This window comes from Bradyrhizobium sp. JYMT SZCCT0428 (assembly GCF_018131075.1).
GTDB lineage: Bacteria > Pseudomonadota > Alphaproteobacteria > Rhizobiales > Xanthobacteraceae > Bradyrhizobium.
This window is the reverse complement of record NZ_JAFCLS010000016.1, coordinates 48,851-72,137: the sequence shown is the minus strand read 5'-3', so window position 1 is coordinate 72,137 and position 23,287 is coordinate 48,851. Positions and strand designations below refer to the sequence as shown.

Below are 23,287 nucleotides of genomic sequence, written 5' to 3'. Positions count from 1 at the left end.
GCCTGTTCCCTTGTCCTATTGCAGCCTGACGTCACGGACCACGAACAGCCGCTCGAGGCCGAGCACCAGGCCGTACAGCGCCACGCCGAGCAGGGTCAGAAGAATGACGGCCATCACCATCGCCGGCGTATCGAGCGAGGCCTGCACCTGGATCATGAGGTAGCCGAGCCCGCGCTCCGAGGCGATGAACTCGCCGACGATGGCGCCCGCGACCGCCAGGATGGCGCCGACCTTCATGCCTGAAAATACGTAAGGCAGCGCGCCCGGCAGCTGGATCTTCCGGAACAGCGTCCAGCGCGAGCCGCGCAGCGATTTCACCAGATCCAGCAGATCAGGCTCGACCTCGCTCAGCCCCCGCGCGGTCGTCAGCAGGATCGGGAAGAAGCAGATCGAAAACGCGATCAGGATGTTCGGAAAGATGCCGTAGGAGAACCAGACGATGAACAGCGGTCCAAGCGCCACCTTCGGGATCATGTTCAGTGTGACGAACAGCGGCAGCAGCAACAGGCTGATCAGCGGCGACCAGGTGAACATGACCGCCAGCATGACGCCGACCAGCGCGCCGAGGCAGAAGCCGCCGAGGATTTCGGCCCCCGTCACCCAGAGGTTGGAGAGCCAGGCATACTTGGCCGACGTCAGGGTCGAGAACGCGGCCAGCGGCGAGGGCAGGATGAATTTCGGCACCTGGAAGGCGTCGACCAGCACCTGCCAGAGCACGATCACGGCAAGATGCGCGATCAGGATGATCGCCACCGTCCTCGCCGATCGCCCTGCATCGCCAGACACTGCGTACTCCTTGTTGGGGCGCGTCCGGTTCCCGGGCGTGCGGTGGCAGTCTATCGCGGGGCGGTCCAACTTTCAACCAGTTGGTTGATTAGGAATCTATCCGCCGTCGTCCCGGGCTTGACCCGGGACCCATACTCCGCGGCCTATCGGTGAGGACGCGAACGTTAGATACCGTTCGCAAAGCCGCCGCGGCGTATGGGTCCCGGCTCAAGGCCGGGACGACAGGCCCTCACGGCCGCAGCGACTGCATCACCAGGTCGACCACGTGCTTGCGGCGGGCGCGCCTCGCCGTCGGGCTCGACAGGTCCTTGCCGAAGATTGCCGACAGGGTCGGGGTGTTCGAGAAGTAGAAATAACTTAGCCCCGCGATCGAAATGTAGAGATGCACCGCGTTGATTCCCTTGCGGAACACGCCGGCCCGGACGCCCTCACTGAGAATGGTGGAAACCATGCTGACCAGCGGCGAGTGCATCGCCTCCAGCTTGCGGGACCCGCGCACATGGCGGGCACCGCCGCGATTTTCGTCGTTCAGCAGCACGATAAAGTCGGGATGGGCGGCGAGGTGGTCGAAGGAAGCCTCGATCAGCCGCTTGATGGCCTGCTGCGGCGGCAGGCCTTCGAGGTTGAGCTTGCGTTCCTGGGCGCGGATTTCCTCATAGACCCATTCCAGCACCGCCAGATACAGCGCGTCCTTGTCGCCGAAGTAATGATAGACCAGCTGCTTGTTGACGCCGGCGCGCGCCGCGATCTCGTCGACCCGGGCCCCGGCGAGGCCACTATCGGCGAATTCACGGCGTGCCGCCGTCAGAAGCTTCTCCCGCGTCGCCGCCGGATCGCGCCGCTTGGGCCCGGTGCTATCAGCTCGTCTTATAGGCATTTCCAACCAAACAGTTGACAATTCCGTCTCGTCCTTGTTGCATTGGTAACGTCGCGGGCGTGCAACGACAAGGCCGGGATATTACCAGTCTGCAAACCAGGAGAGATGCCATGAAGGGCTTGAAGATTGCGTCACTGGCACTTGCGCTTGCGGTTCAGGCGGCTCCCTCTCATGCCGGCGAGGCCGTCAACCTGATCCTGAACTGGGCGCCGACCGCGGACCATTCGCCGTTCTATTACGCCAAGGCGCAGGGCTGGTACGAGAAAGCCGGCATCGATCTCACCATCGAAACCGGCAAGGGTTCCGGCGTGTCGTCGCTGAAGGTCGGCTCCGGCGGTTCGCCGTTCGGCATCGCCGATCTCGCGACCATGCTGGTGGCGCGCAGCAAGGGCGCCGACGTCGTGGCGCTGATGAGCATCTACGCCAACACCGGGCAGACGTTCTATTGGCTGAAGAGCTATGGCGTGAACAGCGCCAAGGACTTTCCGGGCCACAAGATCGGCAATCCGCCCGGCGACGCGTCGCGGGTCATGTGGCCGGCGTTCGCCAAGGCTGCCGGCATCGCGCCCGACGCGGTCAGTTTTGTCAATGTCGGGCCGACCGCCAAGATCGCGGCGCTGAAGAGCCATACGGTCGATATCATCAGCGACTTCTACAACGAGCACGATCTCAAGGTGATCGAGTTCGGTGCCGACCTCGGCTACGTCAACTGGAAGGATATCGGGCTCAACCCGTACGGTAACTCGCTGATCGTCAACGGCGCCTACCTGGAAAAGAATCCAAAGATCGCCGACGCCTTCGTCAAGGTCAGCCAGAAGGCGTTTGCCGCCTGCGTCGCCGACGTCGCGCCCTGCCTGAAGGCGCTGCTCGATGCCGCCTCGGGGCTCGACAAGGAGAACCAGGAACGCCAGTGGGAACGCATCAAGTTCCTGATGACGGACGATTTCACCACCACCAAGGCGCTGGGCTGGATCGATGCCGAGCGGATGAAGAAGGACTATGAACTGGTGCAGACCTATCTCGGCATGGAAAAGCCGTTCGAGGTCGGCACCGCGTTCTCGACCAAGATGCTCGACACGAGCATCAAGATGGATGCGAGCAAGGTGAAGAAGTAAGAGGCGGTTTCCTCGTCATGGCCGGGCAAGCGCGAAGCGCGTCTTCGCGCCAGATGACCCGGCCATCCACGTCTTGCTTGCTTCGATACTGGAAAGAAAGGCGTGGATGCCCGGGACAAGCCCGGGCATGACGGAGAGCGCGGCTGAGTGTTTATTCGCCCTCGCTAGCCAGTATCCTCACTCGACCCTGCTTCCAGCCGCTCGCATAGTTCCGCAACCACCCTCTGCGTGGTCGCAAGATCCTTCAGGCTGACGCCGTCGGCTAGCGCATTCACCCACGGCACCTGAAGCTTTGTCGCGGCCTCAAACGCTTCCTTCCCCCGCTTGGTCAGCACGACCAGATGCGCCCGCCGGTGGTGCGGGTTGGGCTGCAGTTCGAGCAGGCCCTCATCCCGCAGTTCGTTGACGATGCGCTGAACGCCCTGACGGTTGAGCCCCATGTTGCGCGCCAGCCACGCCACGGGCTGCGGCCGCTCGGCCAGCGCAATGGCGCCCAGCACCTGCCAGCGCGCGCTGCTGAGCTCGAGGCCGGCGACGAGCCGGTCGCCGGCCAGCAACAGCCGGCCGTTGAGCCGGAATATGGCAAGGATCAGCCCGGTCAGGGCCTGTCCAGCTGGCGTATGTGGCTTGCTTCTCATTGGCAATGAGTATACGAAATGACAACATATTGTCAATATGGGAGTGCGTCATGATGCTGATCGGACAACTGGCCACCGTCGTCGCCGCCGCCTTCGCCGGCGCGGCCTTCTTCATCAATTTCGCCGAACAGCCGGCGCGTCTGCTGCTCGATGACAGGAGCCTGCTGACGCAATGGAAACCCAGCTATGCGCGCGGCTTTGCGATGCAGGCGAGCTGCGCGGTGATATCGGGAATTCTGGGATTGACCGCGGCGTGGCAGACCGGCGATTGGCGTTGGACCGTTGGCGCGATTCTCATGCTGGCCAACTGGCCCTATACGATGTTCGGCATCATGCCGACGAACCGCAGGCTGAACGCCATCGCCGCCGCCGATGCCGGCCCGGAGTCGCGCCGCCTGATCGTGCATTGGGGAGGGCTGCACACCGTGCGAACCGCGCTCGGGTTCGCCGCGACCGCAGCCTATCTCTGGGCGCAGCACTGACGCCTTTTTTCGCCCGGTTGATCTTTTCGCCGTGCGGACGCTTACTGCGTGTCGGCTACGGGAATATCTGCAGCAGATTAGAGGCAATTTCGGATGACGGTCACGGACGAACCGCAAAACCTGCGCAGCCGCGCTTTCGACAAGGAGCAGCTGCGGGCGAAGTATATGGAGGAGCGCAACAAGCGGCTCCGTCCCGACGGCAACGACCAGTACATCGAGGTCAAGGGACAGCTGGCGCATTATCTGGACGATCCCTATACGCCGGTCACCCCTCGCGATCCCAGGACCGACCACGTCACCTTCGCCTTCATCGGCGGCGGCTTTGCGGGCCTTGCCACCGCCGCGCGGCTGACGGAAGCCGGGATCAAGGATATCCGCATCATCGAGAAGGGCGGCGATTTCGGCGGCACCTGGTACTGGAACCGCTATCCCGGCGCGCAATGCGACACGGCCTCAATGGTCTATATGCCCCTGCTCGAAGAGACCGGGCACATGCCATCAGAGAAATACGCGCACGCGCCGGAAATTCTCGCGCATTGCCGGCGCATCGGAAAGCAGTACGGCCTCTATGACAACGCGTTGTTCCATACAGAGGTCACCGATCTGACATGGGATGAAGCGCACTCGCGCTGGATCGTCACCACCAACCGCGGCGATGCCTTCACGGCGCAGTTCGTCGGCATGGGCACGGGGCCGCTGCACGTGCCGAAACTTCCGGGCATTGCGGGCATCGAGGCCTTCAAGGGACATTCGTTCCACACCAGCCGCTGGGATTGCGATTACACCGGCGGCGATCCCTCGGGCGCGCACATGGACAAGCTCGCCGACAAGCGCGTCGGCATCATCGGTACCGGAGCGACGTCCGTGCAGTGCGTGCCGCATCTGGCCCGCGCGGCCAAGGCGCTCTACGTGTTCCAGCGCACGCCGTCCTCCGTCGATGTCCGCGCCAACGCGCCGATCGATCCGGAATGGTTCTCGGGGATTGCCACGCCCGGCTGGCAGCAGCGCTGGCTGGAAAACTTCACGGCCAACCAGGCCGGCGGCAATGCCGAGGAAGATCTGGTCCAGGACGGCTGGACCGACCTGTCGCGGCGGATCCGGGCCAAGATCATGCAGCTGCCGCGCGAGGAGCGGGTTCCGGCCAAGATGCTGGCGGCGTTTGAGGACTCCGACTTCGAGAAGATGGAGGAGATCCGATCGAGGATCGACACCATCGTTGGTGACCGCGAGACCGCGGCAAAGCTCAAGGCCTGGTACCGCCAGCTCTGCAAGCGGCCGTGCTTCCACGATTCCTACCTGCAGGCGTTCAACACGCCGGGCACGCACCTAGTCGATACCGACGGCAAGGGCGTCGAGAAAATCACCGAGAAGGGCGTCGTCGTCGCGGGCAGGGAATACCAGCTCGACTGCATCATCTACGCCTCGGGCTTCGAGGTCGGCACCGAATACAAGCGCCGGTCGGGCTTCGACATGTCGGGCCGGGGCGGCGTCAAGCTGTCGGAGCATTGGGCCGAGGGGATGCGATCCAAGCACGGGATCCACGTCCACGGTTTTCCGAACGCCTTCTTCGTGCAGCCGACGCAGGGCGCAAACCTGATCTCGAACGTGCCGCATAATTTGACCGAAGCCGCAAAGACTATCGCCGTCATGGTCAGGCACGCACGGCAAAACGGCTTGAGGCAGATCGAAGTCACCAGGGAAGCCGAGGACAAATGGGTCGAGCTGCTGTTGACCGGCGCCGGGCGGATGATTGGCGCGCCGGATTGCACCCCCGGCTATTACAACAATGAGGGGCGCGAACCCGGTCCGGCGGCCAAGCTGAATGTCGGCCATCCCGCAGGCCCGCTGGCCTATTTCAAATATATCGACACGTGGCGCAGCAGTGGTGACTTCGAAGGGTTGGAGTTCCGCTGAAGCTGTTACGGATCCTTTTTGCGACGCGAGGGAGTGAACGACTATGACCCAAACAACAAGTGCGGAAGCACGCAAGGAAACTCCCAAGCAAGCTTCCGCATCGGTCATTGCGCAGCACGCGGCGACGCTCAAGGCGCTGCCGTTTTCGGACACGCGCGATTTCGACGATGCGGCGCGGGGATTCATCGGCACGATCGAAAACGCGAAGGTGACCTCGCCGCAGGGCAGGGTGGTCTGGAGCCTCGAGCCCTATGGCTTTCTTTCGGCCGAAGAAGCGCCCGCGACCGTGGATCCGAGCTTGTGGCGGCAGTCGCGCCTCAACATGCATCACGGCCTGTTCGAAGTAGTCTCCGGTGTCTATCAGGTGCGCGGGCTCGACATCGCCAACATGACGCTGATCGAGGGCGACAGCGGCGTGATCGTTGTCGACACGCTGACCTCGATCGAGGGCGCCCGCGCCGCGATGGAATTGTACTTCCAGCACCGGGGCAAACGACGGGTCGTGGCCGTGATCTTCACCCACACCCACACCGACCATTGGGGCGGGGCGCGCGGCGTGCTCGACGACGAAACGCTCTCACACGGCCGGGTGCCGATATTAGCGCCGAACTTCTTCATGGAGCACGCGGTCTCCGAAAACATCATCGCCGGCCCGGCGATGCTGCGCCGGGCGCAATACCAATTCGGGCCGCTGCTGGCCAAGGGCGTGCACGGGCAGGTCGATTGCGGTCTCGGCAAGTCGATGGCTGCGGGATCGGTTGCGCTGCTGCGCCCGACCGACCTGATCATTGCAACCGGCGACAAGCGCACCATCGATGGCCTCGAGTTCGAGTTCCAGATGGCGCCGAACTCCGAGGCGCCGGCGGAGATGCATTTCTTCATCCCGCGCTACAAGCTTTTGAATCTGGCGGAGAACTGCACGCATAATTTCCACAATCTGCTGCCGTTCCGCGGCGCCGACGTCCGCGACGCGCTGGCCTGGTCGAAATATCTCGGCGAGGCGCTGCAAATGTGGGGCGGCAAGGCCGATGCGATGTGCGGCCAGCACCATTGGCCGGTGTGGGGCCATGAGCGGATCGACACCATGATCCGCCAGCAGCGCGATCTTTATAAGTTCGCGCACGACCAGACCATCCGCCTGATGAACCACGGCCTCACCGCGGCCGAAATCGCCGAGACGATCAGACTGCCGGCGAGCCTCGACGGCGCCTGGCACGGGCGCGGTTACTACGGCCATATCAGGCACAATGTGAAGGCGATCTACCAGAAATATCTCGGCTGGTACGACGCCAATCCCGTCAATCTCGATCCGCTGCCGCCGGTCGAATCCGGCCGGAAATATGTCGAGTATATGGGCGGTGCGGAGGCGATCCTCGATCGCGCTCGAAAAGATTTCGCCAAAGGCGAGTTCCGCTTCGTGGCGCAGGCCGTCAGCCATCTCGTATTCGCCGATCCCGACAATCAGGCCGCGCGCGCGATGCTGGCCGATACGCTCGAGCAGCTCGGTTATGCTTCGGAGAGCTCGACCTGGCGCAACGCCTATTTGTTCGGCGCGCAGGAATTGCGGCTGGGCATGCCGAAGGTGCCGGCACGCGCGGCGATGCCGCGCGAAACGCTGGCGGCGCTGCGCACCGGACAGCTGTGGGACGTGCTCGGCGTGCGCCTCAACGGCCCCAAGGCCGAAGGCAAGCTTATCGTGCTGAATTGGCAATTTACGGACACCAACGAAAACTTCGTGCTCAATCTGGAGAACAGCGCGCTGACTTACGTGGCGGGCGCACAGGCGGCGGATGCCGATGCGACGTTCACGCTGGCGCGCAGCGTGCTCGACGAAATCATCGCCAAACTGACGACGTTTCCGGAAGCGGTCGGCAGCGGCGCGCTCAAGGTCAGCGGCAATCCGATGCGGCTTGGCGAATTGATGATGCTGATGGATGAATTCCCGCGCATGTTCGAGATCGTCGAACCGAAGCGGACAGCGGTGACCTGAGCGGTCCGCCGTCGCCCAGATCAAGCAGTCTTCATCGCGGCGTTGAAGCACGAAGCGCCGCCGGGTCACCCCGGCGGCGTCTTACTCGTAATAGGGGTCAGTGCAGCTTATCGGCCACCGCCACCGCCGCCGCCACCGCCGCCGCCACCACCGCCGCCGCCACCGCCGCCAGCACTGAGCATGGCATCTTCGCGGCTACCGAAGGCCTGGTGACGCGGGGGCGTTGGCAGACGCTTGGAGCGGGCCTCCTCCTGGTAGAACCAGCCACTTCCACAACCCAGCCTCGGCGAGGTTTCGTCACACATCCGCAGCGGAGAAAAAGCGTTGGCGCTGGTGGTTGCCAGGGCGCTGATCGCAACGAGGCCGGCGAGAGCGGCCAAAGACAATTTCGACTTCATCGACATCTAAACTCTCCATTTCTCGGTTCGGCGAAACCGGAATGGTTCGCACATGAGTTCGACGATGCCAGATGGAAGGCGGTTCGAGCGCGCCACCCAAAAAAGTGGTTTGAACCAGGTGAGCACCTGCTGCGACGCTGTCGCCGGCCCCTCCGGCAAGCGGCGCGGCCCCGTGCAGGGTATGCGGCGGGAAGGTGCTTCCGGGGGCCGACTATCGGGCGTCGGGGCTGATCACGCGCCGTATGGTCAACAGCGCCGCCGGCAGTCGCCCTCAGGCGCCAGCGTGCGAGCCCACCGTGTTGCGGTACAGCGCGTTATAGAGCGAGGCCGAAAGATCCCAGCTAAAGGACCGCGCCATGGCGCTGCGACGCATCAGGTCGAGGCGGTCCTTCACCATGAAGGCATCGAATGCGCGGCGCACGCCGCCGAGGAAGGACTCCGCCGACGGCTGCGAGAACAGGAAGCCGGTCTCGCCGTCCTTGATGGTCTCCGCCAGCCCGCCGGTCTGGTGACCGATCGGCAGCGATCCGAACCGCTGCGCATACATCTGGCTCAGTCCGCACGGTTCGAACCGCGAAGGCATCAGCGTGAAATCGCTGCCGGCGAAAATTCGTCGCGCCTGTCCATCGTTGAACCCGATGACGACGCCGATCGCGTCCGGCCTGCGGCGATGCGCATCGACCAGCGCCTGTTCGATATGCGGCTCACCGCTGCCGGTAACGACGATTTGTCCGCCGGCCTCGACGATCGCGTCGGCGGCGGACAGAACGAGGTCGATGCCCTTCTGATGCACGAGACGGGCGACCAGACCGAAGATCGGTCCGCGCGATACCGCAAGACCAAACTGCTTGCGGACGTAGTCGGCGTTGGCTTGCTTGCCTTGCCAATCGCCGGCGCCGAACTGCTGCGCCAGTTGCGCGCAGGCGCGCGGATCCCAGCTTTCGTCGATGCCGTTCAGGATGCCGGTCAATTCCGAAGCGTCCGAGCGTTGCCGCAGCAGGCCCTCGAGCCCGCAGCCAAGCTCGCGCGTCGTGATCTCTTTTGCGTAGGTCGCGCTGACCGTGGTCAGATGCGAGGCGTAAACGATGCCGCCCTTCAAGAACGACATCTGGTCGTAGAACTCGAGACCGTCGATGTGGAAGGAGGCTTCGGGCGCGCCGATCCGCCGCAGCGACTCCCGCGGGAACAGCCCCTGATAGGCCAGGTTGTGAATGGTCAGGATCGAGGGGACCTTGACGCCTTTCCAGGCGAGGTAAGCCGGTGTGAGAGCGGCCTGCCAATCATTGGCGTGGACCAGATCCGCTGCCCAATTCTTGTCCAGAGTGCCTGCGGCGAGTTCGGCCGCCGCAGATGCAAATCGCGCGAAACGGATGTCGTTATCCGGCCAGTCGCGCCCGGATTCGTCGCCGTAGGGGTTACCCGGCCGGTCGTAAAGTTGTGGGCACAACAATACATAAACTGGCAGCCCGTCCCGCGTCGACGCCCGGCCGAGCGAGCAGGCCGGCATCTCGGCCAAAGGCGCGCATTGCCCAACGATTTCAATGTGGGTGAACTGTTCGAGGATGTCCCGATAGCCGGGCAACATGATCCGGACGTCGCTCCACGGGCGCAGCGCCCGGGGCAGGGCGGCGGAAACGGCGGCAAGACCGCCCACCCGGACGAAGTCATCCATTTCCGTGGTTACGAATAAGACCTTCAAGGAACGCCCTCGTACCAACCTGAACTATGACTTATGCAAGAAAGGGTCCAATTTTTATCTACGGCAATGCGCCAGATAGCCGGTGGTTCCTGGAGAAACGCTTCCATGCCGTGACCGCGCAATTTAGGGTCATGCCGCGCCACGAAAACCAAAGGCGAATGAGAAGCCGCAAGGCCGAGGGAGCTTCGAGTATGACCATAGATAATGCGGATGAGGGGAATTTGACAGGGAGCTTCGCCGGCCTGCGCGTTATAGATTTTTCAACCACGATCGCCGGACCCCACTGCACGCGGATGCTCGCCGACATGGGCGCCGAGGTCATCAAGATCGAAACCGTCGAAGGCGAGACGATGCGGACCCGCCCGCCGGTGCGGAATCATTGCAGCACCGCGTTCGGGCAGCTCAATGTCGGCAAGAACAGCCTCGTGCTCGATCTGAAATCGCCCGAAGGCGTGGAGGCGGTGCGCCGGCTGGTGGCGAACGCGGACGTGCTGGTCGAGAATTTCCGCCCCGGTGTGATGCGGCGACTGAAGCTCGATTACGCTTCACTGCATGCCCTCAATCCGAAACTGATCTATTGCTCGATCTCCGGCTACGGCCAGACCGGGCCGTCGGCCGAACTGCCGGCCTATGCGCCGGTGATCCATGCGGCCTCGGGGTATGAGATGGCGCATCTGGCCTATCAGCCCGGGCGCACCCGGCCGGACTATTGCGGCATCTATCATGCCGACGTGCTCACCGGCGTCTACGCGTTCGGCGCGATCTCGGCGGCGCTGTATCAGCGCGCGGGAAGCGAAAAGGGCCAGCACATCGACGTTTCGATGCTGGAATCGATGCTGAGCCTGACATTGAACGAATTGCAGTGGTCGCAATTCGAGGTCAAGGCGACGCAGCGGCCGATGTTCGGCCCGATCGAAACCTCGGACGGTTATGTCATGGTCGCGATCGCCAGCGAAAAAACCTTTCAGAGCCTGATGAAGGTGATCGGTCATCCAGAGTGGGTGAGCGACCCGCGCTTTGCGAAATATTCCGATCGCCGTGAAAACTGGGGCAGCCTGATGGAGGGCGTCGAGGCGTGGTCGCGCGCGGTGACGACCGGGCAGTGCCTCGTCGCGCTCAATGAGCACGGCGTGCCGTCATCGGCCTATCGCACGGTGGCCGAGGCGCTGAAGGATCCGCAGATCGCCCATCGCGGCGCGTTGGCGGAGGTCTGGGATGGCGGCGGCAGCTTCAAGGTCCTCAATCTGCCGTTCCGCATGTCGGGCGCCAGGGTTTCAGCCGCGAAACGCATGTCGACGCTTGGCGAGCACACGCGTGCCTATCTGAAAGAGACCGGCCTGTCGGAAGACGAAATCGCGGCCTTTGCCGGCAAACCGCCGAAGTCGGCGCGCGGTTGAAGGCGATCGCGTATCGGCAATGAGGCTCAAGCCTGCGGCTTTTCATCCCGCCTTGCGAACGGCCTTGCCCGGGACTGCGATTCCAGACAATCTTACCGTCAGCCATCGACGATCCGGAACACCGGACGGACGACACTTTGAGAGGGAGCATCCATGACAGCTGCGGTCCGTTCGAGCGCACTCGCGCGATTATTTCTTGTGGCGGGATTTGCGGTCTCGCTGTGTGCCGTTCCCGCCAGCGCCCAGAAGAAGGGCGGCAGCATCACGATGGGGCTCGAACTCGATATTGCAGGCTTCGACCCGCTGAAGGTTGGCGTGTACGATACGGCCGCCTTGACGGCGGCTGCGGCGATCTTCGACACCCTCACCTATCTCGATGACAAGGGCGTCGTTCAACCGAAGCTCGCGGTGTCCTGGTCGTCCTCCGAAGATTTCAAGACCTGGACCTTCAAGCTGCGGCCCGGAGTCAAGTTCCACGACGGCACACCGTTCAATGCACAAGCCTTCAAGGACAATGTCGACCGGCAGAAGGATCCCGCCAACAAGTGCCGTTGCGCGTTTTACATCGCGTTCGTCAATTCCGTGGAGGCGCCCGACGAACTGACGGTGGTCTATAATCTGAAGGACCCTTCGGTGAACATGCCGGCGTTGGTGAGCTTCGCAAGCGGAAACAATTCCGTGCATTCACCGACGGCGTGGAAAGCCAAGGGGGACGACTACAACCGCAATCCGGTCGGCACCGGACCGTACATATTGAAATCCTGGACCGCGGGCGACCGCTTGGTGCTTGAGAAGAACCCGGACTACTGGGACAAGGACCGCGTTTATCTCGATCGCATCGTCCTGAAGCCGCTGCCGGACGCGCAGTCGCGTTTCGCCAGCCTGCAATCCGGCGAAGCCGATGTCATCTGGGACGACGAGGCTGACGCCGACAATATCCAGAAGGCGCAGAAGGATCCGAAGCTGACGGTGCATACCTATGCCGGCTCCGGCGCGGCGGTTGCCGCCTTCAACACCAAGGTCGCACCGTTCGACGACGTCCGCGTGCGCCAGGCGCTGGTGATGGCGCTCGATCGCAAGAAGATGTCGCAGGCGCTTACCAATGGCCTGGCCCGGCCGGCCACCAACCCCTATGGCGACGGCTCCTGGGTCAAATGCAAGGACGATGGTGCGCTTCCCGAAGATCTCGAGAAGGCCAAGGCGTTGATCAAGGAATACGGCAAGCCGGTCGAATTCAAGATGCTGGTCACGGCGACGCCACGTGGGCGCGCCGTCGGTCAGGTGCTGCAACAATTATGGAAGCGGGCCGGCGCCAACATGGAAATCGAGCAGGTCGACCAGGCTACGATCCCGCCACGTGCCTTCATGCGCCAGTTCCAGGTCACGCCATGGCGGATCGTCGATCTCGCCGATCCCGACGTCCAGATGTATGCCAATTTCCGCACCGGCAGCCCGGTCGCACTGGCTAACTATTCGAACCCCGAACTCGATCAACTGCTTGACCGCGCGCGGGTCACCGCCGACCAGGCCAAGCGCGCCGAGGATTACTGCGCCATCAGCCGGCTGATCAACAAGGAAGCGATCTGGTACTGGACCTTCCAGAACACCTATTACGCAATGTCGAGCGCGAAGGTTAAAGGCTTGCCGAAGATGTACAGCGGAATCGTCGACGTATCCCGCGTCTGGCTGGACTAACAGCGCATGCTGGGTTTTGTCGCGCGAAGGCTCCTGTATCTCGTGCCGGTGCTGATCGCGGTATCGCTGCTGACGTTTCTGATCGCGTCGCTGCTGCCGGGCGATCTCGCCTACACGATCCTCGGCGACCAGGCGACGCCGGAGAAGGTCGCAGCCCTTCGTCAGGAAATGGGATTGGACCAGCCGATCTGGGTGCGTTACTTCGGCTGGCTCGGTAACATCCTCCAAGGCGATCTGGGCCGATCGTTCCGCACCGGACAAACCGTATTGCAGGCGGTTACCGAGCGGCTTCCGATCTCGCTGGAACTCATGGTCCTGGCCCAGGTCATCGCGCTCGCGATCGGCGTTCCCCTGGCGATCATTTGTGCGGCGCGCAGCGGCGGTCCGTTCGATCGCTTCATGACCGGCACCGCTTTCGGCATGCTGTCGGTGCCGACTTTCCTGTCGGCGATCCTGCTGATCTATCTGTTTGCGGTGGAGCTGCGCTGGCTGCCGGCGACGGGTTACGTGCCGTTCGGCGAAGATCCTGCCAAAAACCTGCGGTTCATGGTGCTGCCCGCATTGACGCTGGCGCTCGCCGAATGGCCCGGCATCATGCGCGTGCTTCGCTCCGATATGATCGCAACCCTGCAGGAGGATTATATCGCGCTGGCCAAGGCCAAAGGCCTCAAGGCATCGCGCATCCTGTTCGTGCATGCGCTGAAGCCTTCGTCGCTGACGCTGGTCACGATCACCGGAATCAACATCGGGCGATTGATCGGCGGCGCCGTCATTGTCGAGACGGTTTTTGCGCTGCCGGGAATTGGCCGGCTCCTGGTCGGCGCCATTGCCACGCGCGACCTCATCATTCTGCAGGGCGTGGTGCTGCTGGTCGGCGCAGGGTTCGTGCTGATCAACTTCATCGTCGATATGCTCTATGCGATGCTCGATCCGAGGATTCGCCATGGCCGCGCTTGAACTCGGCATCGACGCGTCAGTTGCGGAAGTCCCGGCGCGGCGTGGCCGCCGGCTCGGGCCGCTGTTCTGGATGGCAATCGTCTGGATGATTTTCGTGTTTGCGGTAGCGATCTTCGCCGACGTGCTGCCGCTGCCGAGCCCGACCGACATGGACATGCTGGAAAAGCGCGCACCGTTCTCGGCAGAGCACTGGCTTGGCACCGACGGCCTCGGCCGCGACGAACTCGCCCGCGTGATCTACGGTGCGCGGATATCGCTGATTGTGGGGCTGTGTGCGCCGATCATCGGGCTCACCTTCGGCGGCGCGCTCGGCATCCTGGCCGGCTATTTCCGCGGCCGGTTCGAATCGGTGGTGGTCGGCAGCATGGATGTGCTGCTGGCGTTTCCGCCGCTGATTCTGGCGCTGGCCGTGACCGCCTATCTCGGCCAGTCGATCCTGCATTTGACCTTCATTCTAGGACTGTTAGGCATTCCCGCCTTCATGCGGGTGGCGCGGGCGGCAACGCTGACACTGGCGCGCCGCGAATTTGTGATCGCGGCACAGGCGCTTGGCGCGACCCATGCGCGCATCCTGCTGCGCGAATTGCTGCCCAACGTCATGCTGCCGTTGTTTGCGTTCTTCCTGCTCGCCGTCGCCATCACCATCGTGGCCGAAGGCTCGCTGTCGTTCCTCGGCCTCGGCGTGCCGCCGCCGATATCGAGCTGGGGCAGCATGATCGGGGAGGGGCGCGAAAGTCTCGAGATGGCGCCCCGGCTGGCCTTCATTCCCGCAATCGCGATGTTCCTGACCGTATTGTCCTTTAACCTGGTCGGCGACACGCTCCGGGCGCTCACCGATCCCCGTCAGGGCGCGCTGTGACAGAAAGTACGCTGCTCTCCATCGAGGACGTCATCGTCGATTTACCGACGCCGCGCGGCAATCTGCGCGCGGTGGACCGTGTCGACCTCACCGTCGGCGCCGGTCGGACGCTCGGCGTGGTCGGCGAGTCCGGTTGCGGCAAGACCATGCTGTCCCGCGCGATCCTGCAATTGCTGCCGAAAAAAGCAAAACTCTCCGGCCGCGTGATGTTCGATGGCCAGAGTCTGCTGCAGCTCTCACCGGAAAAACTGCGCAAGCTGCGCGGCCGGTCGCTGGCGGTGGTGTTCCAGGACCCGATGACCTCACTCAATCCGGTGCTGACCATCGGCACCCAGTTGATCGAGACGCTGCAGGAACATCTCGAGCTCGATATGCGGGCGGCGACCAAACGCAGCGTCGAGTTGCTCGCCGCGGTCGGCATTCCCGCGCCGGAGCAGCGGCTGACGCAATATCCGCATCAGCTGTCGGGCGGCATGCGGCAGCGGGTGGCGATCGCGATCGCGCTGTCCTGCGAACCGAAGCTGCTGATCGCGGACGAGCCGACCACCGCGCTCGATGTCACGATCCAGGCCCAGATCCTGGATCTCTTGGCGCGCGAACAGCGCCGCCGGCATATGGCGATGATCCTGATCACCCACGACCTCGGTGTCGTCGCGGGCCGCACCGACGAAGTCGCTGTCATGTATGCCGGCCGCGTGGTGGAGCGTGCGCCGACGCCGGCCTTGTTCAAGAAAATGCGGATGCCCTATACCGAGGCGCTGCTTGCCGCGCTTCCAAAGATCGACGCCGCGCCACATACGCCGCTGCCGGCGATCTCGGGCCGTCCACCCGATCCGACCCGGCCGCTGAAAGGCTGTTCGTTCTCGCCGCGCTGCCGCTATGCGTGGGCACAATGCCATGTCGAGAAGCCGCGGCTTGAGGAATCGGACTCGCCCGGTCACCAATTTGCCTGCTTCCGTCCGATCGACACCAGCGCGGGTGCCGGCGCATGATGCAGCAAGCCTTACCCGCCGTTTCAAACGACCCGCTGCTCGACGTCGATAACCTCGTCGTTGAATATCCGGTCGGCAACAAGATCGTGCACGCAGTATCCGGCGTTTCCCTGCAGATCGCCCGCGGCGAAACGCTTGGGTTGGTCGGCGAATCCGGTTGCGGCAAGTCCACGCTCGGCCGCGCGGTGCTGCAGCTGCGCCGGCCGGTGTCGGGACGGGTACTGTTCGACGGCCAGGATCTCACGGCGATGCAGGGCGATACGTTGCGCCTGATGCGCCAGCGCGTGCAGCTGATCTTCCAGGACCCGATCGCGTCGCTGAACCCACGGCGGCGGATCGGCGATATCATCGCCGAGCCGCTGATCATTTCAGGCGTCAAGGATGCGGCCAAACGCCAAAAGCTCGTCGACGAGGCGCTCAGCGCCGTTGGTCTTGATCCGGCGCTCGTGGTCGGACGGCTGCCGCATGAATTCTCCGGCGGGCAATGCCAGCGCATCTGCATTGCGCGCGCGCTGGTGCTTAATCCGGAATTCATCGTCTGCGACGAGCCGGTCTCCGCACTCGACGTTTCGATCCGCGCCCAGATCCTCAATCTGCTGGAGGAGATGAAGGCGCGCTATGGCTTGACCCTGCTGTTCATCGCGCATGATCTGGCCGTGGTGAAGGCGGTGAGCGACCGCGTCGCGGTGATGTATCTCGGGCGTTTGTGCGAGGTCGGTCCGTCCGAGCAACTGTTCGCAAAGCCGGCGCACCCCTATACCGCGCTGTTGATCGAGGCGATCCCGGTGCCCGATCCCGACGTGCGCCCCGCCGAGACCGTTCCGGTCGGTGAGCCGCCATCGCCGATCTCGCCGCCGTCAGGCTGCCGTTTTCGGACCCGCTGCCCCAGAGCGGATCAGCGATGCAGCGACGAGGTGCCGGAACTTCGCGCCGTGGCGTCCGGCCAGTTCGTGGCTTGCCATCATCCGCTGATCTGAATATCGAAGGATCAAGTGCGTTTGTCTCGCCCGGGCGGACGTGGCAATGTCCCGAGTAAATGTCCGCTCGAAAATACTGTTCAAGAACAAGAATGACGGGAGAGAAACGATGAAGAGTTTCCAGGTCGCCGAGTTCAATGCCCCCCTTAAAGAGGTCGATCATCCGACACCGGAGCCCTCGGGGTCGCAGGTGTTGATCAAGGTGAAGGCCGCCGGTGTCTGCCACAGCGATCTCCACATCTGGGAGGGCGGCTACGATCTCGGCCACGGGCGCAAGCCGCTGTCGCTGAAGGACCGCGGCGTCTCGCTGCCGCGCACGATGGGCCACGAGACCGTCGGCGAGATTCTGGCCTTCGGTCCCGAGGCCAAGGCCGCGAGCGGTGGTCTGAAGGTCGGCGACGTCACGCTGGTCTATCCCTGGCTCGGTTGCGGCAAATGCGAGACCTGTGTCGGCGGCGACGAGAACATGTGCGTCGTCAAGCCGAACTCGCTCGGCGTCTATTGCGACGGCGGCTATGCCGATCACATGACGGTGCCGCACCCGAAATATCTGTTGAACCTGAACGGGCTCGATCCCGTCACCGCCGCGCCCTATGCGTGCTCGGGTGTCACCACCTACAGCGCGCTGAAAAAGGTCGAGAACGTCCTGCATACGCCGATCGTGATCTTCGGCGCCGGCGGCCTCGGCCTGATGGCGCTGTCGCTGCTGAAGGCGATGGGCGGCAAGGGCGCGATCATGGTCGATATCGACGCGCGCAAACGCGAAGCCGCCGAGGCGGCAGGCGCGCTTGCGACCGTCGACGGCAAGGCCGCTGATGCACTGGAGCAGCTGCAGAAAAAGGCGGGCGGGCCGATCCGCGCGGTGATCGACCTCGTCGGCAATGCCCAGACCACGCAGCTCGGATTCGACTGCCTGACCAAGGGCGGCAAGCTCGTGATCGTCGGCCTGTTCGGCGGCGGGGCGACCTGGGCGCTGCCGCTGATTCCGATCAAGGCCATCACGATCCAGGGCAGCTATGTCGGCAATTTGCGCGAAACCCAGGAGTTGCTCGATCTGGTCCGCACCAAGAAGATCGCGCCGATCCCGGTAACGACAATGCCGCTCGCCAAGGCCAACGAGGCACTGACTGACTTGCAGAAGGGCAAGCTGGTAGGGCGCGCGGTGCTGACGCCGTAGGTTCCCCGTCATTGCGAGCGAAGCGAAGCAATCCACCTATCCGTTATGCCGCGGCATGGATTGCTTCGCTTCGCTCGCAATGACGAATTAATGTGCAGTTCTTTCCCGTAAGGAAATCCATGTCCGCCAACAACGCACTCCACATCGCCGTACTCGGCGGCGATGGCATCGGCCCTGAAGTGATGGCCCCGGCGCTCGAAGTCTTGCGAAAGATTGAGGCGACAACGGACCTGAAATTTCGCTTCACCAACGCACCGGCCGGCGCCAATAATTATCTGGCGACGGGAAAATCGATGCCGGACAGCACGGTGCGGCTGTGCGAAGAAGCCGACGCCATCCTGCTCGGCGCCTGCGGTCTGCCGTCGGTACGCTACCCCGACAATACCGAGATCGCGCCGCAGATCGAGCTGCGCATGCATTTCGACCTCTATGCCGGTGTGCGCCCGGCGCGGCTGATTCCAGGCGTGCCGAGCCCGATCGTCGGCGCCGATCAGAAGGGCATCGATCTTGTTCTGATCAGGGAATCCACCGAAGGCCTGTTCGCGTCGATGGGCAAGGGCGTCGTGACCGATACCGAGGCGCGCGAGACGCTCGTCATCACCCGGAAGTCCTCGGAACGGCTGTTCGAGTTTTCGTTCCGCCTTGCCGAACGCCGCAAGGCGCGCGGCCGTGCGAATGGCGGGCTTACCTGTGTCGACAAGGCAAATGTGTTCAGGGCGTTCGCGTTCTTCCGCGGGATGTTCGATGAGGCCGCCAAGCGCCACCCTGATGTCAGGGCCGAACGGGTCTATGTCGATGCCTGTTCGCTCATGATGGTGAAGCGTCCCTGGGATTTCGACGTCATGGTGACGGAGAACATGTTCGGCGATATTCTCTCCGACCTCGCCGCCGGCCTGATCGGCGGCCTCGGCATGGCGCCATCCGCCGATATCGGCGACCGCCACGCAGTGTTCCAGCCTTGCCACGGCACGGCGCCGGATATCATGGGGCAGGGCAAGGCGAATCCGACGGCGATGATCCTGTCGGCGGCGATGATGCTCGACTGGCTCGCCGAAAAGCACGGGCTGGAGACCGCCGCCGAAGCCGGCGAGCGCATCGAGCGCGCGGTCGACAAGGCCTACGCGGATGGAATCAAGCCGATGGAATTCGGCGGCGGCAACGGCACGGCGGATATTACCAAGGCGGTATTGGCGGCGCTGTAGGGAAGAGCGAGCCTTGTAGCCCGGATTTCGCTTCTCTCGTCCGGGCTACGGCATCGCGACTCAAATCACCCGCGCCGCCTTCAGTTTCTCGATCGCCTCGGAATCATAGCCCAGCGATTGCAATACCTCGTCAGTGTGCTCACCAAGATCCGGCGTGGCTGACCGGATCGAACGATCAAATCCTGTGATCTCGCAAGCCTGTGCGATCAGGTCGATCTCGCCGAGTCGTGGATGGGTGACGGGCCGCGTGATCCGAAGCGCCTCGACCTGCGGATCGGCGAACACGTCCTTGATGTTATAGACGGGACCGCAGGGCAGGCCGGCCTCTACCATCATCTCAAACCATTCGTGACTGGTTTTCGCGCGCAAGGCGGTGGCGATGAGTTCGTTCAGCGCTTCCTTGTTTCGTCCGCGCAGCCCGGGTGATGCAAAGCGCGGGTCCGCCGCCGCTTTCTCCCGGTCGATCAGTTTGCAGAATACCTTGAAATTCTTGTTGCTGGTGGCGGCGAGATTGAGAAAGCCGTCGGCGGTGGGGTAGAGACCCATCGGCACATTGGTCGGATGGTAGTTGCCCTCCTGCGGCGGCACCTTCTTGTCCATGGTCCAGCGTGTGGCCTGGAAGTCGAGCAAATTGATGCCGGCTTCGATCAGCGAGGTCTGCACCCAGCGGCCTTCGCCGGAAACCTCGCGGTCGAGCAGCGCGATCAGGATGCCCTGCGCAAGGAACGCGCCGGCCATGATATCGGTGACAGCGACGCCGACGCGGACCGGTCCCTGGCCGGGAATGCCGGTCACCGACATGATGCCGCTCATGCCCTGCGCGATCTGGTCGATCGAGGGCCGCGCGCTGTAGGGGCCATACTGGCCAAATCCGGAGATGCTGCCATAGACGATGCGCGGATTGCGTTTCTTCACGGCTTCGAAATCGACGCCGAGGCGCCGGGTGACGCCGGGCCGCATGTTCTCGACGATGACGTCGGCCTGCTCGGCGAGCCGCATCAAAACCTCGCGGCCTTCATCGGACTTCAGGTTCAGCGTAATCGCGCGCTTGTTGCGATGCAGGTTCTGGAAGTCCGAACCATCGCGACGTCCGACCAGTTCGTTGGCGTCGGCATCGCTTGGCGGCGGCTCGACCCGGATCACATCGGCGCCCCAATCCGCCAGCGTGCGGACACAGGAGGGACCGGCGCGCGCCAGCGTCAGGTCAATCACCTTGAACCGCGACAACGGCAGCCGCGGAGCTTCGGTCGGTGCGGTCGCAGGGCTGGAGGTCTCGACGGGCTTGTGCATGGAAATCCTCTTGGATCGTGCATAGCCCGCATGAGCGCAGCGATATGCGGGAACTCCGGCAAGCAAAGACCCGGATGTCGCTTCCGCTCATCCGGGTTACGCGTACTATTTGCCCTTGAACTTAGGCTTGCGCTTTTCCATGAACGCAGTGCGGCCCTCGCGAAAATCCTCAGAGTCCATGCAGGCGGTGCCGATCTGCTTGATCGCGTTCATGTCGCGATGGCTTTCGTCCTTCAGCACCTCGGCGATGGTGATCTTGGCGGCCTTGATCGCGAGCGGCGCGTTACCGGAAATCGTGCGTGCGATCTCCATGGTCGCGTCCCACAAATCAGGCCCGGGCAAGACGCGATCGACGAGCCCGATTCGCAGCGCTTCGGCAGAGTCGATCCGCATGCCCGTGTACATGATGAGCCGCGCCCAGGACGGTCCGACCAGCGAAACCAGGTGCTTGAGCCCCTCATAGCCATAGGCGATGCCGAGTTTGGCGGCGGGAATGCCGAACTGGCTGTTGTCGGCCGCAAGCCGGATGTCCGCCAGCATCGCGACCTGCATTCCGCCGCCGAGGCAGAAGCCCCGAATGCAGGCAATCGTCGGCTTCGGATAGTCCGCCAGCAGCGCGCGTTGCGCGGCGCTGCGTTTGGAATACTCTTCGGACGCCTCGGCGTTGTGGCGGGTCTTCTCGAACTGGCTGATGTCGGCGCCCGAGACGAACGCCTTGTCGCCGGCGCCGGCCATAATCACGACGCGGATTTCGGGATTGTCGCGCAATTCGATCAGCGCGCTGCCGAGCCCTTCCCACATCTCGAGCGACATGGCGTTGCGCTTCTCGGGATTGTTGAAGGTGATGACCCCGACGCCGTCGCTGACGCTCTGCAGGATCTTGCCGTCGGCGTAGGATTTCTCGGTGTTCTTGGGAACGTCTAGCATCGGTCGGGTTCCAGTCCGGTTCAGGAGGTAACAAAGGGGCCGAAATCGGCGCGCGCATAGGCCGGTCGCGCCTGCAGCTTAATCCACCAGTCTGCGACGCGGGGATGTTTCTTCGGAATCATTTCATCCGGCGCTATCTCCTCGTCGATGCGTTTGACGAAGGGCGCCGCCGCGATGTCCGCGATCGAGTAAGATTTGCCGGCGAGCCAGCCGAAAGGCTTCAGCGCCTCTTCCATCTTGTCGAGGAGTGCCACCAGCCTGGCCCGCGCGGCGTCGCGCTCTTCCTCGGTATACGGTTTTCTAGCCACCCGCAGCCAGGCTTCCTGCCGCTCCTTGCTCGGGATGTTCTTCAGCTTTTCCGCCAGTTCCGCATCGGTCCATTGCGATGCTGTCTTCTGCAGATGGTGCCGCCAGTTGAAGATGATGAGATTGCCGATCAGTCCGTCGATATGCCGGATCCAGTTTCGCATCTCGGCACGCTGATAGGGTGTGTCCGGTCGCAGCGGCGGATCGGGAAAGGTCTCGTCGAGATATTCGCAGATGGTTCCGCTCTCATGCAGCGGCTGGCCGTCATGGATCAGGGTCGGGATCACGCCGAGCGGGTTGATCTTCAGATATTCCGGCGAATGATGTTCCATGGCGGCCATATCGACGACGTGGCCTTCATATGCGATGCCCTTCTCCTCGAGGCACAGCCGCACCCGGCGCGATGCGCTCGAGCGCGAGCCGTGGTGAAGGATCATCATGGTCGCCTCCCGAAAACCCGATCTAGTTTTCGGCTGTCGTGCCACGGTTCGGCGATCCCGGGCAAGGTCTGGAATCACGCCCAATCCTGCCATGCGTTTTCGCTGTGGCGTGCTATGGTGGTTCGCAACAGACAAGAAGAACGACTCTCGGGAGGAATGCATGCCGCTGACGCGCCGGGAAGCGATTGCGGGATGTGGCGGCGGGCTGGCCTGGCTGGCCGTTTCGCCGGCGCAGGCTCAGGCGGCCTATCCGAACCGGACGATCAGGATGATCGTGCCGTATCCGCCGGGCGGCACCACCGACCTGCTTGGCCGGCTGGTCACCGACCAGTTCAGGAGCGGCCTGGATGCGACCGTCATTGTCGAGAACAAGCCGGGGGCCGGTACGACGCTGGGCGCGGATCTGGTCGCAAAGTCCGAGCCCGATGGCTACACGCTGCTGATGGCGACCTCGACCACGCTCGCCATCAACAAGGCGTTGTACAGGAAATTACCCTATGACCCGACAAAGGACTTTGCGCCGATCGGCCTTGTGGCCGGCGTGCCCTTCGCGCTGATCATCAATCCGACGATCCCTGCCAAGACGCTGCCGGAGTTCATCGCCTACGCCAAATCAAAACCGGGCCTCAGCTACGGCTCTGCCGGCAATGGAAGCCCGCAACATCTCGGAGCCGAAATGCTGAAGTCATCAGCCGGAATCGATGTCCGCCACGTGCCGTATCGCGGCAGTGTGCCGGCGATGCTCGATGTGATCGCGGGGCACATCCCCTTCATGGTGGTGGATCTGCAGCCGGCGCTGCAACAGATCCGCGAAGGCAAGGTCAGGGTGCTCGGTGTGACCACGCCCAAGCGCGTTTCGATTGCGCCTGATATTCCCACCCTTGCCGAAGCGGGTCTCGCCGGCTTTGAACTGGTGGCCTGGCAGGGCGTGGTCGCGCCGGCGGGCACGCCGCGGCCGATCGTCGATGCATTGGCGGCGCAACTGGCGAAGCTGATGGCTGACCCGCCAACGCGGGAGAGGTTGATAAAGCTTTCGCTGGAGCCGCTGCCACCATCCACACCGGACAGTTTTGCAGCTTACATCAAGACCGAAGTCGAACGCTGGGCCGTGATCGTCAGGAACTCCGGCGCCGAACTCGAATAACAGAAAGTCTTCTTTAATGGCTCCT

General features: G+C 63.3%; 21 protein-coding genes. 13 read left to right on the top strand and 8 right to left on the bottom strand.

The window, feature by feature from the left end; translation table 11 throughout:
* Positions 1–15: 15 nt before the first annotated feature.
* Positions 16–786 (bottom strand): ABC transporter permease, encoded by a 771-nt coding sequence (locus tag JQ575_RS18185; RefSeq protein WP_212034591.1) that lies wholly within the window; start codon positions 784–786, stop codon positions 16–18.
* A gap of 229 nt (positions 787–1,015) precedes the next feature.
* Entirely contained in the window at positions 1,016–1,663 is a 648-nt protein-coding gene (locus JQ575_RS18180) for a TetR/AcrR family transcriptional regulator (protein WP_192734844.1), read from the bottom strand.
* 110 nt (positions 1,664–1,773) lie between these two features.
* On the opposite strand from JQ575_RS18180, the gene JQ575_RS18175 reads away from it, so the two are divergent.
* A complete protein-coding gene (locus JQ575_RS18175; RefSeq protein ID WP_212034590.1) occupies positions 1,774–2,778 on the top strand; it encodes an ABC transporter substrate-binding protein in 1,005 nt (334 codons plus the stop codon).
* A gap of 164 nt (positions 2,779–2,942) precedes the next feature.
* Here JQ575_RS18175 and JQ575_RS18170 read toward each other — a convergent pair whose 3' ends face one another.
* A complete protein-coding gene (locus JQ575_RS18170) occupies positions 2,943–3,416 on the bottom strand; it encodes a MarR family winged helix-turn-helix transcriptional regulator (RefSeq protein ID WP_212034589.1) in 474 nt (157 codons plus the stop codon).
* Positions 3,417–3,469: 53 nt separating this feature from the next.
* Here JQ575_RS18170 and JQ575_RS18165 point away from each other — a divergent pair, with 53 nt between their 5' ends.
* The 3 genes from JQ575_RS18165 to JQ575_RS18155 all read left to right on the top strand — a co-directional run bounded on the left by JQ575_RS18165 (position 3,470) and on the right by JQ575_RS18155 (position 7,802).
* Positions 3,470–3,898, top strand: a complete 429-nt coding sequence (locus JQ575_RS18165; RefSeq protein ID WP_212034670.1) for a DUF1772 domain-containing protein — start codon at positions 3,470–3,472, stop codon at positions 3,896–3,898.
* A 93-nt stretch (positions 3,899–3,991) separates the two neighbouring features.
* Positions 3,992–5,812, top strand: a complete 1,821-nt coding sequence (locus JQ575_RS18160) for an NAD(P)/FAD-dependent oxidoreductase (RefSeq protein ID WP_212034588.1) — start codon at positions 3,992–3,994, stop codon at positions 5,810–5,812.
* A gap of 43 nt (positions 5,813–5,855) precedes the next feature.
* Positions 5,856–7,802: an alkyl/aryl-sulfatase gene (locus JQ575_RS18155; RefSeq protein WP_212034587.1), complete on the top strand. Its 1,947-nt coding sequence runs from the start codon at positions 5,856–5,858 to the stop codon at positions 7,800–7,802.
* 107 nt (positions 7,803–7,909) lie between these two features.
* On the opposite strand, the gene JQ575_RS18150 is transcribed toward JQ575_RS18155, so the two are convergent.
* Positions 7,910–8,206, bottom strand: a complete 297-nt coding sequence (locus JQ575_RS18150; protein WP_212034586.1) for a hypothetical protein — start codon at positions 8,204–8,206, stop codon at positions 7,910–7,912.
* Positions 8,207–8,471: 265 nt separating this feature from the next.
* Positions 8,472–9,899 carry a glycogen synthase GlgA gene (glgA, locus tag JQ575_RS18145; RefSeq protein WP_212034585.1) on the bottom strand — a complete coding sequence of 476 codons (1,428 nt, stop codon included), beginning with the start codon at positions 9,897–9,899 and terminating at the stop codon, positions 8,472–8,474.
* A gap of 191 nt (positions 9,900–10,090) precedes the next feature.
* On the opposite strand from glgA, the gene JQ575_RS18140 reads away from it, so the two are divergent.
* The 8 genes from JQ575_RS18140 to JQ575_RS18105 all read left to right on the top strand — a co-directional run bounded on the left by JQ575_RS18140 (position 10,091) and on the right by JQ575_RS18105 (position 19,155).
* A complete protein-coding gene (locus JQ575_RS18140; RefSeq protein WP_212034584.1) occupies positions 10,091–11,296 on the top strand; it encodes a CaiB/BaiF CoA-transferase family protein in 1,206 nt (401 codons plus the stop codon).
* A 153-nt stretch (positions 11,297–11,449) separates the two neighbouring features.
* The gene (locus tag JQ575_RS18135; RefSeq protein ID WP_212034583.1) at positions 11,450–12,991 is read left to right on the top strand and encodes an ABC transporter substrate-binding protein; all 1,542 of its coding nucleotides are present in this window, start codon (positions 11,450–11,452) and stop codon (positions 12,989–12,991) included.
* Between the two features lie 6 nt (positions 12,992–12,997).
* Positions 12,998–13,948, top strand: a complete 951-nt coding sequence (locus tag JQ575_RS18130; protein WP_212034582.1) for an ABC transporter permease — start codon at positions 12,998–13,000, stop codon at positions 13,946–13,948.
* Positions 13,935–14,807, top strand: a complete 873-nt coding sequence (locus JQ575_RS18125; RefSeq protein ID WP_212034581.1) for an ABC transporter permease — start codon at positions 13,935–13,937, stop codon at positions 14,805–14,807. The genes JQ575_RS18130 and JQ575_RS18125 overlap by 14 nt, the downstream gene beginning before the upstream one ends.
* On the top strand, positions 14,804–15,799 hold the full coding sequence (locus JQ575_RS18120; RefSeq protein ID WP_212034580.1) for an ABC transporter ATP-binding protein: 996 nt from the start codon (positions 14,804–14,806) through the stop codon (positions 15,797–15,799). Before JQ575_RS18125 ends, JQ575_RS18120 begins: the two co-directional genes overlap by 4 nt.
* Positions 15,796–16,776 carry an ABC transporter ATP-binding protein gene (locus tag JQ575_RS18115; protein ID WP_212034579.1) on the top strand — a complete coding sequence of 327 codons (981 nt, stop codon included), beginning with the start codon at positions 15,796–15,798 and terminating at the stop codon, positions 16,774–16,776. Before JQ575_RS18120 ends, JQ575_RS18115 begins: the two co-directional genes overlap by 4 nt.
* 109 nt (positions 16,777–16,885) lie before the next feature.
* Positions 16,886–17,953 carry an alcohol dehydrogenase gene (locus JQ575_RS18110; RefSeq protein WP_212034578.1) on the top strand — a complete coding sequence of 356 codons (1,068 nt, stop codon included), beginning with the start codon at positions 16,886–16,888 and terminating at the stop codon, positions 17,951–17,953.
* A gap of 119 nt (positions 17,954–18,072) precedes the next feature.
* Positions 18,073–19,155 carry an isocitrate/isopropylmalate dehydrogenase family protein gene (locus JQ575_RS18105; protein WP_212034577.1) on the top strand — a complete coding sequence of 361 codons (1,083 nt, stop codon included), beginning with the start codon at positions 18,073–18,075 and terminating at the stop codon, positions 19,153–19,155.
* 60 nt (positions 19,156–19,215) lie between these two features.
* Here JQ575_RS18105 and JQ575_RS18100 read toward each other — a convergent pair whose 3' ends face one another.
* From JQ575_RS18100 to JQ575_RS18090, 3 genes are all read right to left on the bottom strand, one after another.
* Positions 19,216–20,445: a CaiB/BaiF CoA-transferase family protein gene (locus JQ575_RS18100; RefSeq protein ID WP_212034576.1), complete on the bottom strand. Its 1,230-nt coding sequence runs from the start codon at positions 20,443–20,445 to the stop codon at positions 19,216–19,218.
* 105 nt (positions 20,446–20,550) lie between these two features.
* Positions 20,551–21,372 carry an enoyl-CoA hydratase gene (locus JQ575_RS18095; RefSeq protein WP_212034575.1) on the bottom strand — a complete coding sequence of 274 codons (822 nt, stop codon included), beginning with the start codon at positions 21,370–21,372 and terminating at the stop codon, positions 20,551–20,553.
* 20 nt (positions 21,373–21,392) lie between these two features.
* Positions 21,393–22,118 (bottom strand): glutathione S-transferase family protein, encoded by a 726-nt coding sequence (locus JQ575_RS18090; protein ID WP_212034574.1) that lies wholly within the window; start codon positions 22,116–22,118, stop codon positions 21,393–21,395.
* 160 nt (positions 22,119–22,278) lie between these two features.
* Here JQ575_RS18090 and JQ575_RS18085 point away from each other — a divergent pair, with 160 nt between their 5' ends.
* Positions 22,279–23,262 (top strand): tripartite tricarboxylate transporter substrate binding protein, encoded by a 984-nt coding sequence (locus JQ575_RS18085; protein ID WP_212034573.1) that lies wholly within the window; start codon positions 22,279–22,281, stop codon positions 23,260–23,262.
* The last annotated feature ends 25 nt before the right edge of the window (positions 23,263–23,287 follow it).

Bases quoted from the DNA above. Each gene is read 5' to 3' on its own strand.
- JQ575_RS18180 (WP_192734844.1), bottom strand. From the start codon at position 1,663: ATGCCTATAAGACGAGCTGATAGCACCGGGCCCAAGCGGCGCGATCCG.
- JQ575_RS18175 (WP_212034590.1), top strand. From the start codon at position 1,774: ATGAAGGGCTTGAAGATTGCGTCACTGGCACTTGCGCTTGCGGTTCAG.
- JQ575_RS18170 (WP_212034589.1), bottom strand. From the start codon at position 3,416: ATGAGAAGCAAGCCACATACGCCAGCTGGACAGGCCCTGACCGGGCTG.
- JQ575_RS18165 (WP_212034670.1), top strand. From the start codon at position 3,470: ATGCTGATCGGACAACTGGCCACCGTCGTCGCCGCCGCCTTCGCCGGC.
- JQ575_RS18160 (WP_212034588.1), top strand. From the start codon at position 3,992: ATGACGGTCACGGACGAACCGCAAAACCTGCGCAGCCGCGCTTTCGAC.
- JQ575_RS18155 (WP_212034587.1), top strand. From the start codon at position 5,856: ATGACCCAAACAACAAGTGCGGAAGCACGCAAGGAAACTCCCAAGCAA.
- JQ575_RS18150 (WP_212034586.1), bottom strand. From the start codon at position 8,206: ATGTCGATGAAGTCGAAATTGTCTTTGGCCGCTCTCGCCGGCCTCGTT.
- JQ575_RS18140 (WP_212034584.1), top strand. From the start codon at position 10,091: ATGACCATAGATAATGCGGATGAGGGGAATTTGACAGGGAGCTTCGCC.
- JQ575_RS18135 (WP_212034583.1), top strand. From the start codon at position 11,450: ATGACAGCTGCGGTCCGTTCGAGCGCACTCGCGCGATTATTTCTTGTG.
- JQ575_RS18130 (WP_212034582.1), top strand. From the start codon at position 12,998: ATGCTGGGTTTTGTCGCGCGAAGGCTCCTGTATCTCGTGCCGGTGCTG.
- JQ575_RS18125 (WP_212034581.1), top strand. From the start codon at position 13,935: ATGGCCGCGCTTGAACTCGGCATCGACGCGTCAGTTGCGGAAGTCCCG.
- JQ575_RS18115 (WP_212034579.1), top strand. From the start codon at position 15,796: ATGATGCAGCAAGCCTTACCCGCCGTTTCAAACGACCCGCTGCTCGAC.
- JQ575_RS18110 (WP_212034578.1), top strand. From the start codon at position 16,886: ATGAAGAGTTTCCAGGTCGCCGAGTTCAATGCCCCCCTTAAAGAGGTC.
- JQ575_RS18105 (WP_212034577.1), top strand. From the start codon at position 18,073: ATGTCCGCCAACAACGCACTCCACATCGCCGTACTCGGCGGCGATGGC.
- JQ575_RS18100 (WP_212034576.1), bottom strand. From the start codon at position 20,445: ATGCACAAGCCCGTCGAGACCTCCAGCCCTGCGACCGCACCGACCGAA.
- JQ575_RS18095 (WP_212034575.1), bottom strand. From the start codon at position 21,372: ATGCTAGACGTTCCCAAGAACACCGAGAAATCCTACGCCGACGGCAAG.
- JQ575_RS18090 (WP_212034574.1), bottom strand. From the start codon at position 22,118: ATGATGATCCTTCACCACGGCTCGCGCTCGAGCGCATCGCGCCGGGTG.
- JQ575_RS18085 (WP_212034573.1), top strand. From the start codon at position 22,279: ATGCCGCTGACGCGCCGGGAAGCGATTGCGGGATGTGGCGGCGGGCTG.